The organism is Variovorax sp. RTB1 (assembly GCF_035018765.1).
Classification (GTDB): domain Bacteria; phylum Pseudomonadota; class Gammaproteobacteria; order Burkholderiales; family Burkholderiaceae_C; genus Variovorax.
On sequence record NZ_JASJXG010000086.1, the window covers coordinates 1 to 10,107 of the forward strand.

General features: G+C 63.5%; 12 protein-coding genes. 6 read left to right on the forward strand and 6 right to left on the reverse strand.

The features are described from left to right. Positions 1–29: 29 nt before the first annotated feature. Positions 30–710, forward strand: coding sequence for an RluA family pseudouridine synthase (locus tag QN397_RS25855; RefSeq protein WP_323499308.1), 681 nt, complete (start codon positions 30–32; stop codon positions 708–710). Positions 711–754: 44 nt separating this feature from the next. Here the strand turns inward: QN397_RS25855 and QN397_RS25860 are convergent, their stop codons facing one another. The 5 genes from QN397_RS25860 to egtB are packed head-to-tail and all read right to left on the reverse strand — an operon-like array spanning position 755 to position 4,572. Next, positions 755–1,195: a universal stress protein gene (locus tag QN397_RS25860; protein WP_323499288.1), complete on the reverse strand. Its 441-nt coding sequence runs from the start codon at positions 1,193–1,195 to the stop codon at positions 755–757. A 29-nt stretch (positions 1,196–1,224) separates the two neighbouring features. Continuing rightward, on the reverse strand, positions 1,225–1,995 hold the full coding sequence (locus QN397_RS25865) for a 2OG-Fe dioxygenase family protein (RefSeq protein ID WP_323499309.1): 771 nt from the start codon (positions 1,993–1,995) through the stop codon (positions 1,225–1,227). A 5-nt stretch (positions 1,996–2,000) separates the two neighbouring features. Next, complete coding sequence (locus tag QN397_RS25870; protein ID WP_187051206.1) at positions 2,001–2,282, reverse strand: DUF427 domain-containing protein; 282 nt, start codon at positions 2,280–2,282, stop codon at positions 2,001–2,003. A gap of 21 nt (positions 2,283–2,303) precedes the next feature. Further along, positions 2,304–3,281 (reverse strand): L-histidine N(alpha)-methyltransferase, encoded by a 978-nt coding sequence (gene egtD / locus QN397_RS25875; RefSeq protein WP_323499310.1) that lies wholly within the window; start codon positions 3,279–3,281, stop codon positions 2,304–2,306. Between the two features lie 28 nt (positions 3,282–3,309). Continuing rightward, positions 3,310–4,572 carry an ergothioneine biosynthesis protein EgtB gene (gene egtB / locus QN397_RS25880; RefSeq protein WP_323499289.1) on the reverse strand — a complete coding sequence of 421 codons (1,263 nt, stop codon included), beginning with the start codon at positions 4,570–4,572 and terminating at the stop codon, positions 3,310–3,312. A 253-nt stretch (positions 4,573–4,825) separates the two neighbouring features. On the opposite strand from egtB, the gene QN397_RS25885 reads away from it, so the two are divergent. Next, positions 4,826–5,065, forward strand: coding sequence for a hypothetical protein (locus QN397_RS25885; RefSeq protein ID WP_187051203.1), 240 nt, complete (start codon positions 4,826–4,828; stop codon positions 5,063–5,065). 27 nt (positions 5,066–5,092) lie between these two features. Here the strand turns inward: QN397_RS25885 and QN397_RS25890 are convergent, their stop codons facing one another. Continuing rightward, positions 5,093–6,787, reverse strand: a complete 1,695-nt coding sequence (locus tag QN397_RS25890) for a long-chain fatty acid--CoA ligase (protein ID WP_323499290.1) — start codon at positions 6,785–6,787, stop codon at positions 5,093–5,095. 231 nt (positions 6,788–7,018) lie between these two features. Between QN397_RS25890 and QN397_RS25895 the strand changes: the two genes are divergently transcribed. Genes QN397_RS25895 through QN397_RS25910 form a run of 4 tightly spaced genes read left to right on the forward strand, consistent with a single transcriptional unit; the run spans position 7,019 to position 9,933 of the window. Further along, on the forward strand, positions 7,019–7,816 hold the full coding sequence (locus QN397_RS25895; protein ID WP_323499291.1) for a transporter substrate-binding domain-containing protein: 798 nt from the start codon (positions 7,019–7,021) through the stop codon (positions 7,814–7,816). A 21-nt stretch (positions 7,817–7,837) separates the two neighbouring features. Then, the gene (locus tag QN397_RS25900) at positions 7,838–8,494 is read left to right on the forward strand and encodes an amino acid ABC transporter permease (protein WP_323499292.1); all 657 of its coding nucleotides are present in this window, start codon (positions 7,838–7,840) and stop codon (positions 8,492–8,494) included. 16 nt (positions 8,495–8,510) lie between these two features. Beyond that, positions 8,511–9,164, forward strand: coding sequence for an amino acid ABC transporter permease (locus QN397_RS25905; RefSeq protein WP_323499293.1), 654 nt, complete (start codon positions 8,511–8,513; stop codon positions 9,162–9,164). Continuing rightward, positions 9,148–9,933 carry an amino acid ABC transporter ATP-binding protein gene (locus tag QN397_RS25910; RefSeq protein ID WP_323499294.1) on the forward strand — a complete coding sequence of 262 codons (786 nt, stop codon included), beginning with the start codon at positions 9,148–9,150 and terminating at the stop codon, positions 9,931–9,933. The genes QN397_RS25905 and QN397_RS25910 overlap by 17 nt, the downstream gene beginning before the upstream one ends. Positions 9,934–10,107 lie beyond the last annotated feature (174 nt).

A 10,107-nucleotide genomic window follows, 5' to 3' on the forward strand; every position in this document is an offset into this window, starting at 1 on the left:
CTTCTACACTCGTCGACACGCCGCGCCCAATGACCGACCTCCACCTGATTCACGAAGACGCGCACCTGCTGGTATTCGACAAGCCCGCCGGGCTCCTCTGCGTACCCGGCCGTGGCGAAGACAAGCAGGACTGCCTGAGCGCACGAGCACAGCAACGCTGGGCGGATGCGCTCGTCGTGCACCGGCTCGACATGTCAACGAGTGGACTGGTCGTGATGGCACGCGGCATCGATATGCAGCGGGCGCTTGGCGATGCATTCGCGAGGCGCGAAGTGCACAAGCGCTACGAAGCGATCGTCGATGGTGTGTTGCCCATCTCAGAAGAGTGGGCCACCATCGACGCGCCACTGATGGCCGACTGGCCGCGTCGGCCATCGCAGAAGATCGATGCGGCAGGAAAGCCGAGCGTGACGCGCTGGCGGGCGCTCGGGCCGATGACGCTTCAGCGCGCGCAAGAGCGGATGGCGACCCATGTTTTGCTGGAGCCGCTGACGGGTCGCACTCACCAGCTGCGCGTGCATCTCGCGTCGATCGGGCACGCAATCGTCGGCGATGCGCTGTATGCGAGCGAAGCGGTCAGGCAACTCGCAACGCGGCTCATGCTGCACGCGACGGTGCTGGCGTTGGTGCATCCGGTGACGCGGCAAACAATACGTTTCGAGAGCGTCGCGCCATTCGAGGCGCGCACCGGCTCGGGTCGAACACCCTGAGCGACGCCGAGGAAGGCAAACGCCTTCAACCAAAAAGAGCCGCTCTATTCGCCCTTCACGACCAGCACCGGCATCCGCGCGTCCTGTAGCACGCGTTGTGTCACGCTGCCGAGCAGCAACTTCTCGATGCCCGCACGCCCATGCGAGCCCATGACGATCAGGTCGGCACCGATGCCGTTGGCAGTGTCGACGATGCCTTCGTGCACCACGTGCCCGTCGATCACGCGCTGATCGCTGTGCAGCCCTTCAGCCGCCAGCGATGCCACGCCGCGTGCCAGCGCCGCATTGGCACTGCTCGTGGCGGCAGCGAGATATTCGTTCTGGCCCAGCGCGTAGTCGGCGCCGATACCGATGAACGGATAGTTGTCGATCACGTGGATCAGCGTGATGCGACTGCCAAAAGCCAGCGCGAGCCCGCTCGCTTTGCTGACCGCGTGCATCGACGTTTCGGAGCCGTCGATGGGAACCAGGATGTGATTGAACATGCGGACCTCCTTTTGTCTTGCGACGACGTTCAGTCGCCCTGAAAACCGTGGGCGCGGCACGTGACCACGAGCGTATCCCGAAAGCCCGGCGCCGTCTCGTCGATCGGCTGGATCGGAGTCGACTCATGAATCACGCGGGCATCGTCGAGCAACAAAAGACTCCACGGCTCGGTCATCGTAAAGCGTTCCCCGCGGCGACCGTTCGCCTCGAACACGCGCGTCTCGCCACCCTTGACATTGTGCCGCCCGACGAACGCCACCGCCACCAGATCGACGCCGTCACGGTGCGCGCCCTCGGGTGTCGGCCTGCCGATGCCGCCGGCCGTGTCGATGCGGAACTGATGCGCCTCGAGGGACCAGCGTTGATCACCCCGGAGCCCGCTGGCCAGTCGCGCGAGACCGCGCATCAGGTGCGTCCACACAGGCTGCGCGATCGTGCCGGCGAGCATCGGCTTGAACCACCGCCGCATGCCGCCGTGCAACGCGTTGTATTCGACCGGCTGCCAGTGGGCACGATGCGGCACCTGATCGACCGCTTCGGCGTCGACGGTGAAACACGCATGGCGGCGTTGCCGATAGCGGCCGCCGTCTTTCAGGTATTCGTCGGGCGGCAAGTCGCTCCAGTCTTCGTGGAGAGCCTCGAGCTGTGCCAGCGGCTCGCCGAGCCACTCGGCGACGCCACTCGGGCTGAGCAAGGCATAACCCTGTTCCCGCAGCAACGATGGCGTTTCAGCCGGCGAGTTGAAAGGTGGTGAAAATGGTGGCGAAGTGGATGAATAAGCGGATGGCGGATCGGCCATTGGGCTCACGCGGCGACCTTGACGCCCTTCCAGAAGGCAACTCGGTCCTTGATTTCATCTGCTGCGGGCTTCGGGTCGGGGTAGTACCAGGCAGCGTCGGCGTTCATTTCACCCTTGACCAGCAATGAGTAATAGCTCGCCATGCCCTTCCAGGGACAGGTTGTCTTGTGGTTGCTGAAGGTCACGTGTTCGCGGTTGAGCGAACTCAACGGAAAGTAGTGGTTGCCTTCGACAACCACGGTGTCGTCGCTTTCGGCGATGGTGGCGCCGTTCCAGGTTGCTTTCATTTCATATCTCCAGGAGAGCGTCTATTGTGCAGCCGGCGCGTGGAGCCAGTGGACGCTGAACAGGCGCGCCTCGTCGGTCCACACCGGGCCGGGTCGAAAGCCGGCGCGCACGGCCAGCGCACGGAAGCCTTCGACGGTGAACTTGTGCGAATTCTCGGTATGGATGCTCTCGCCTTCGAAGAAGTCGAAGCGCTCGCCGCCGATGTTCACGGTCTGCGCGCGCCGGCTCACAAGATGCATCTCGATGCGCTGCAGCAGCGGGTTGTAGAACGCGTAATGGCCGAACGCATCGAGGTCGAAGTCGGCACCCAGTTCGCGATTGGCCCGGAGCAGCAGATTCAAATTGAAGGCCGCAGTCACGCCCTGCGCGTCGTTGTACGCCGCGTGCAACCGAGAAGGCTCCTTCACCAGATCGACGCCAACCAGCATGCCGCCGCCGCGCAACAAACGCGCTGCGAGTTGCATGAACGACAGCGCTTCTTCGGGATGAAAGTTGCCAATGGTCGAGCCGGGGAAAAAGCCGACGCGCTGACCGACGCCGGCGCCTGTCGCCGGCAACACCAGCGGCATCGTGTAGTCGGCGACGATCGGTTGCACGACCAGCTCCGGATAGTCGGCACGCAGCCGCTCGGCTGCCCCCTCCAGATGTTCGCCCGAGATATCGATCGGCAGGTAACGCCGCGGCGCGTCTTCGGCATTGAATGCGTCGAACAGCAAGCGCACCTTGGTAAGCGAACCGGCGCCGAATTCCACGAGCTCGGCGCGAGGCCCGATCTGCGCTGCAATCTCGGGCGCACGCTCGGCAAGGATGCGCAGCTCGGTGCGCGTCGGGTAGTACTCGGGCAGTTCGCAAATGCCGTCGAACAAGGCCGAACCCGCAGCATCGTAGAAATACTTGGGCGGCACATTGCGCGGCGTGCGCGCGAGGCCCGCCATCAGGTCGCGGGCGAACTCTGACGGCTCGACCGTGGTGGTGGTCCGAACACGGGCGCGCGGCATGTCGAGATTGACGACTGGATTTCTCATTTCAGATGTCGCGCGCCAAGCGCACGCCGGTAAATTGCCAGCGGGCTGCCGGCGGAAAAAAGTTGCGATAACTCGGGCGGGTATGGCCCTGCGGGGTCGCCACGCTGCCGCCACGCAATATCAATTGGCCGACCATGAACTTGCCGTTGTATTCGGCGGCGATGCCAGGTAGCGGGCGAAAGCCGGGATACGGGTCGTAAGAAGAGCGCGTCCATTGCCAGACGTGGCCAGTGGCTTGCGCCATGCCAGGGGTGTCGATTGCAGCCTCCCATTCGAACTCGGTCGGCAATCGCGCACCGGCCCATTCCGCATAGGCGGACGCTTCATAAAAGCTCAGTTGCGACACCGGTGCTTCCGGCTCCATCGGCCGCACACCGTTCAGTCCGAACACCTGCCAGCCAGCGGTGCTCGCACCATGTTGCGCGATGCGTGGATCGTCCGGCGATAGCCAATACGCAGGCGCCCGCAAGTCGTTTGCCTTGACCGCCGCCCAACCATCCGACAGCCAGAGGTCTGGCCGCTGGTAACCGCCATCGGCAATGAATTGCGCGTAGTCGCCGCAAGTCACCAGACGGTCTGCGATCTCGAACGGGCGCAGAAGCACGGAGTGACGCGGCGTCTCGTTGTCGAATGCGAAGTCATTGCCTTCGTCACTCGGCTGGAAGCCGACCTCCACCACGCCGCCTTCCTGCCGCAACCAACGCGCCGGCGCAGCAACCGAAGCAAGGCGCAGCGCCGGACCATTGGCCGGCCGATACGCAGGCAGCAAAGGGTTGCGGGACAGCGCGTGCAATATGTCGGTAACGAGCAGCTCCTGATGCTGCTGCTCGTGATGCAGCCCGAGCACGACGATTGGTTCGATCGTTTCCCACAACGCGTTGTCGGCACCCTCGAGCAACGCCATCACGGATGCATCGACATACTGACGATAGGCATGCACTTCGTCGATCGACGGACGGGTCAGCAAGCCGCGATGTGGGCGTGGGTGACGCGGCCCCAGTGCCTCGTAGTACGAGTTGAAAAGGAAATGAAAGCGCGCATCGAACGGCTGGTAGCCGGTCGAATGCATTTGAAGCAGCACCGTCTCGAAGAACCATGTCGTGTGCGCGAGATGCCACTTGGTGGGGCTCGCATCGGGCATCGACTGGATGCACTGGTCTTCAGGAGACAGGGGCGCCGCCAGCCCGACGCTGTGCGCCCTCACCTCAGCGAAGCGCAGTCGCAGCGCATCTGCCCCCTGCGCCATCGGCCGTAAAAAGCTCATGAGGTCTCCGTTGAATTAGCAGGAGTGGTTGTAGCCCAAGGTCGGTGACCCGCCGCGTAGGACAAGCCCGCACGGGGCCGGTCGCGCTGGTATCGCTCAAGCCAGTAGTCACCGGCAGGCACCGTTAGAGCACTCTGGCACAAGCCGCCGGTGCGCGCACAACCACTGCGTATCATCCCGTGAATGAGTCCGCCCTCTTCTGCCGCCCGAGCATGTGCTCGGTGCTGGGTGGTAAGCGACGATTCATCAAAGCATGCCCATCACGCTCCTTCACCGGCTCGCCGCCGCCACTCTGCCCTGCAACATCGAAGGCGGCCGAAACGTCGATGCCGTACGCATTCTGGTGATGGCGGGGCATATCAAGGCGACCATTCCGGCGCCGGTCCGCACGCTCGATGGCTACGTGCAACCCATCGCCACTGTCACGGCGATCACGCCGCTGGGCCAGACGATGTTGAGGAAGTTCGTGCCGCCGGGCGGGCGCAAACCCTGACGCTGCGTTGCAGCCACTCGACGTCCCTCAGTCGACTTTCGACTCGGCTTCCTGCAGCAACCGCCACATCACCTTGCCGCTGCCGCTCTTGGGCAACGCATCGACGAACTGCACCTTGCGCGGGATCTTGTAGACCGCCATGTTCTCGCGGCACCAGTCGATGATCTGCTGCTCGGTCGTGTCTTCGTGCGTCGGGCGCAGCACCACCATCGCCTTGACCGATTCGCCGCGGTAGTCGTCCTTCATCGAAATGACGCACGCCTCCTGGATGGCGGGGTTGCGGAACATCAGCAACTCGACCTCGGCTGGCCACACCTTGAAGCCGCTCGCGTTGATCATTCGCTTCAATCTGTCGGTCATGAAGAAGTAGCCGTCTTCGTCGACACGGCCCATGTCGCCAGTGCGAAAGAAGCGCTTGCCCTCGAACTCGATGAACGCCGCCGCCGTGGCATCCGGCCGCTTCCAGTAGCCCTGGAACACCTCGGGCCCGTGCGTGATGATTTCGCCCGACTCACCCACGCCCAACTCCTTGAGCGTGTCGGGGTCGATGACGCGCGAATCGGTGCTCATGTACGGGATGCCGAGACACTGCTGCTTCGGATGCTCGAACGGATTGGCATGCGACGGCGCCGCTGTCTCTGTCAGGCCATAGCCTTCCTGGTACTTCAGGCCGAACTGCTCCAGCAGCCGCTGCGCCACCGCCTGCGGCATCGCCGCGCCGCCGCCACCGATGTAGGTCAGGCTGGTGAGGTCGTAGCTTGCGAAATTCGGGCTGGCCATCAGGTCGATCACCATCGTCGGGATGTTGGTCCAGCTCGAGACCTTCCAGCGCGAGATGAGCCGCCCCGCCACTTCACGATCCCAGCGCGGCATGATGACCAGCGTGCCGCCGAAGAGGATCGACGTGTGCATCATGCTGACCGTGCCGGTGATGTGGAACATCGGCACCACGGCCAGTACGATCGCCTCGGCCGAACCCAGACCCCACAACTGGCCGGCGAAGGCGTTGTGATTCAGGCTCGAGTGGTTGTGGATGCACCCCTTGGGCAAGCCTGTGGTGCCGCTGGTGTAGGGCAGCAATGCCATGTCGTTGGCGCCGACTACATGCTCCGGCGGTGCATGGCCGGCGCTCAACGCGTCGGTCCACGTCATGGTCTTTCCGTTGGCGAGTTCGGGTAGCGGATGGCGGGTGAGCAGCCAGTCGCGCCAAGCCGGCGCAGGCGCCTCGTCGCCGCTGACTTCGGCATCGAAGGTGTCGGTGAAATGCGTGACGATCATGTGCGCCAGGCGGTCCTTCGCGTCCAGCGCGTTGCTGGCCTTGGCCAACTCCGGTGCCAGGTCGCCGGTGGTGATCGCGACCTTGGCATCGGGGTCGGTGATGTAGTGCTTGAGCTCCTCGGCACGGTTCATCGGATTGACCGGCACCACCACCGCATTGGCTCGGAGGATCGCGAAGTGCGAGATCACCAGCTGCGGGCAGTTCTGCATGTCCAGTACCACGCGGTCACCGCGCCTAACACCCAGCGCATGCAGCGTTCCAGCGAGCCGATCGACCTGCGCCGCGAACTCGCGGTACGTGATCACGCTGCCAAAAAACACCAGCGCCGCCTTGTCCGGGAACCGCGCGGCGGAAGTCGCAAGGTTGTGCCACAGCGAGGTCGCGGGCACGGTGATCGAATGAGGCAGGCGCTGCGGCCAGAATTTGTAGTGCGGGCGATCCATGTGTTTCTCAGTCGAAAAATTAAGTCGGTTCAGGTCAGGCCCGGGAAGCCGGCAGCCTACGCCCGCGGGTGGATTCGCCGCATCGGGGATGCCCCGATGGCGTCACCTTGGCGACCCGCATTCGGCACCGCGGCACGGCTCTTTCGGGGCCAGGCGGCCGGACTGCCGCACACGCGCTGGCACCGATGTTGCATACAACGACGAACCGTCGACTTATTCAGGAGCCCTGCCATGCCGTCCAATTTCTCGAAACGCCACTTCATACTCGCGATCGCCGCAGCTTCCCTGTTTGCCGCCGGCGGCGTGCAGGCGCAAAACGTCCTAGACAACGTGATGAAGTCCAAGACGCTGAAGGTGGCGATTCCCACCGACTACCCGCCTTACGGCTTCGTCGGCACCGACATGGCGCCGCAGGGACTGGACATCGACACGGCGCGGCTCATCGCCGCCAAGATGGGTGTCAAGCTCGAGCTGGTGCCGGTGACCAGCGCCAACCGCATACCCTACCTGCAGACCAAGAAGGCGGATCTGGTGATCTCTACGCTGGGCAAGAATGCCGAGCGCGAAAAGGTGATGGACTTCTCGTCGGCCTACGCGCCGTTCTTCCAGGGCGTGTTCGCGTCGAAGAGCGTGAAGCTGACCGACTTCAAGGAAATGGCCGGCAAGACCGTGGCGGTGACGCGCGGCGCGATGGAAGACCAGGAACTGAACAAGGTGGCACCGGCGAACGTCGACTACCGCCGCTTCGAAGACAACAACGCCACTGTCGCCGCCTTCGTCGCCGGGCAGACGCAAACCATCGCCATGAGCGGCGCGGTCGCGGCCGAGATGATCCGCAAGAACCCCAAGATCAACGCCGAGTACAAGCTCTTGCTGAAAGACAGCCCGTGCTTTGTCGGCATCGCCAAGGGCGAAGACGCGCTCAAGCTGAAGGTCAACGAGATCATCGCCGCCGCAAAGAAGGACGGCACGCTCGACGCCATGTCGAAGAAGTGGCTCGGCAAGGGCATCGGCGACCTGCCGGTCTGATCACGCGCACCGGCCACCCGCATGGAATTCGACTTCGGCGCCATCCTCGTCGACTGGCGTTTGCTTGCCAAGGGGATCACGTGGACGATCGGCCTGACGGCCATCGCCACGCTCATCGGTATGGTCGTCGGCGTGGCCTGTGCATGGGCACGTTCCAGCGGACCGGCCTGGCTGCGCTGGGTGGTCGGCGCGTATGTGGAGCTGATCCGCAACACGCCGTTCATCGTGCAGCTGTTCTTCATCTTCTTCGGCTTGCCGGCGGCGGGCGTCAAGCTGTCGCCGGAGGTGGCATCGATCATCGCGATGGTTGCCAACCTCGGTGCTTATTCGACCGAGATCATTCGCGCCGGCATCGAGGCCACGCCCAAGGGCCAGATCGAAGCGGCGGTGAGCCTCGCGCTCAACAAGGCGCAGGTCTTCTTGCGCGTGGTACTGCCTCCGGCGCTTAAGAAGGTCTGGCCGTCGATGGTGAGCCAGATCATCATCGTCATGCTCGGCTCCTCGGTGTGCGGCCAGATATCGGTCGAAGAGCTGAGTTATGCGGCGAACCTGATCCAGAGCCGCAACTTCCGCGCTTTCGAAGCATTCATCGTTGCCACGCTCATCTACGTCGCGTTGTCCGTGGCTCTGCGGCGCCTCCTCGACTGGGCCGGCCCGCGCTGGCTCTTCGGTCGCTGAGCGCAGAAAAAGCACCATGACCGAATTCACCCTCTGGGACATCCTGCGCAACCTCCTGCTGGCGCTGCGCTGGACCGTCGCGCTGTCGTTGATCGCCTTCGTCGGTGGTGGCCTGGTGGGCGCGTTCCTGCTGCTGTTGCGCCTGCGTGCCGGCAAATGGCTCGACCGTGCGATCAGCGTTTACGTTCAGCTGTTCCAGGGCACACCGCTGCTGATGCAGTTGTTCCTCGCTTACTTTGGCATCGCGCTGCTGGGCGTCGATGTGTCGGCCTGGACCGCTGCCACCGTGGCGCTCACGCTCTACACCAGCGCCTATCTCACTGAGATCTGGCGTGGTTGCGTGGCCTCGATTCCCAAGGGCCAATGGGAAGCATCCGGCAGCCTGGCGCTCAGCTTCGACGAGCAGATGCGCCACGTCATCCTGCCGCAAGCGATCACCATCGCCACGGCGCCCACCGTGGGCTTTCTCGTTCAGGTGGTCAAAGGCACGGCGCTCGCTTCGGTGATCGGCTTCGTCGAACTCACCAAGGCCGGCAGCATGATTTCAAACGCCACCTTCCAGCCGTTCGTGGTGTTCGCCTGCGTCGCGCTGCTGTATTTCGCACTGTGTTTCCCGATCAGCTTGTATGCCAAGCACCTCGAAAGGAAGATCAATGTCCACCGTCGTTGAAGCCCCGGCCGCCGCTGCGCGCACCGCCCTCGGCGGGCCCATCGTCCAGATCACCGCCCTTCGAAAGTCTTATGGCTCCAACGAGGTGTTGAAGGGCATCGACCTCACAGTGAAGCGTGGTGAAGTCATCGCCGTCATCGGCAAGAGCGGCTCCGGCAAGAGCACGCTGCTGCGCTGCATCAACGGGCTCGAAGTGTTCCAGGAGGGCGCGCTCAGTGTCGATGGCAAGCCCTTGTTGCACGAGAGCGCGATGGCCATGCGCGAGCTGCGTCAGCACGTCGGCATGATCTTTCAGAGCTTCAACCTGTTCCCGCATCTGACAGTCGGCAAGAACGTCATGCTGGCGCCCACGCTGGTCAAGAAGCGGACGACCGCCGAGGCGACGGCGCAAGCCAAGAAGCTGCTGGCCCGCGTAGGCCTGGCAGAAAAGTTCGACGCCATGCCCGATCAGCTGTCGGGTGGCCAGCAACAGCGCGTGGCCATCGCGCGCGCGCTGGCGATGGAGCCGGCAGTGCTGCTGTGCGACGAGATTACGTCGGCACTCGACCCCGAACTGGTCGGCGAAGTGCTGCGCGTAGTGGAGTCGCTGGCCGACGAAGGCATGACCTTGCTGATGGTCACGCACGAGATGAGTTTTGCCCGCAAGGTGAGCGACCGGTTGATCTTCATGCATCAGGGCAAGGTGCACGAGATGGGTCCGCCGACCGAGCTGTTCAGCAACCCGCAGACGCCTGAACTGAAGCAGTTTCTGTCTTCGCTGCACGATTGAGCTTGGCGTTTAAAAAACCCGCCCGGTGCGTTTGCGCCGGGCGGGTTTTTTTGCTTCAGGCGGTGCGTGATCGTGTCTGCGCTGCGAAACTTTCGCATGCAGATCCTTCTAAAGTTGAAGGCTTGATGCTCTCCAAAAGGCCACAGCTCATGACTTCAACCCAAAACCGACCAT

Excerpts from the sequence above, each read along its gene's own strand:
- QN397_RS25900 (WP_323499292.1), top strand. The coding sequence starts at position 7,838 with ATGGAATTCGACTTCGGCGCCATCCTCGTCGACTGGCGTTTGCTTGCC.
- egtB (WP_323499289.1), bottom strand. The coding sequence starts at position 4,572 with ATGAGCTTTTTACGGCCGATGGCGCAGGGGGCAGATGCGCTGCGACTG.
- QN397_RS25890 (WP_323499290.1), bottom strand. The coding sequence starts at position 6,787 with ATGGATCGCCCGCACTACAAATTCTGGCCGCAGCGCCTGCCTCATTCG.
- QN397_RS25855 (WP_323499308.1), top strand. The coding sequence starts at position 30 with ATGACCGACCTCCACCTGATTCACGAAGACGCGCACCTGCTGGTATTC.
- QN397_RS25910 (WP_323499294.1), top strand. The coding sequence starts at position 9,148 with ATGTCCACCGTCGTTGAAGCCCCGGCCGCCGCTGCGCGCACCGCCCTC.
- QN397_RS25895 (WP_323499291.1), top strand. The coding sequence starts at position 7,019 with ATGCCGTCCAATTTCTCGAAACGCCACTTCATACTCGCGATCGCCGCA.
- QN397_RS25865 (WP_323499309.1), bottom strand. The coding sequence starts at position 1,995 with ATGGCCGATCCGCCATCCGCTTATTCATCCACTTCGCCACCATTTTCA.
- QN397_RS25860 (WP_323499288.1), bottom strand. The coding sequence starts at position 1,195 with ATGTTCAATCACATCCTGGTTCCCATCGACGGCTCCGAAACGTCGATG.
- QN397_RS25870 (WP_187051206.1), bottom strand. The coding sequence starts at position 2,282 with ATGAAAGCAACCTGGAACGGCGCCACCATCGCCGAAAGCGACGACACC.
- QN397_RS25905 (WP_323499293.1), top strand. The coding sequence starts at position 8,511 with ATGACCGAATTCACCCTCTGGGACATCCTGCGCAACCTCCTGCTGGCG.
- QN397_RS25885 (WP_187051203.1), top strand. The coding sequence starts at position 4,826 with ATGCCCATCACGCTCCTTCACCGGCTCGCCGCCGCCACTCTGCCCTGC.
- egtD (WP_323499310.1), bottom strand. The coding sequence starts at position 3,281 with ATGCCGCGCGCCCGTGTTCGGACCACCACCACGGTCGAGCCGTCAGAG.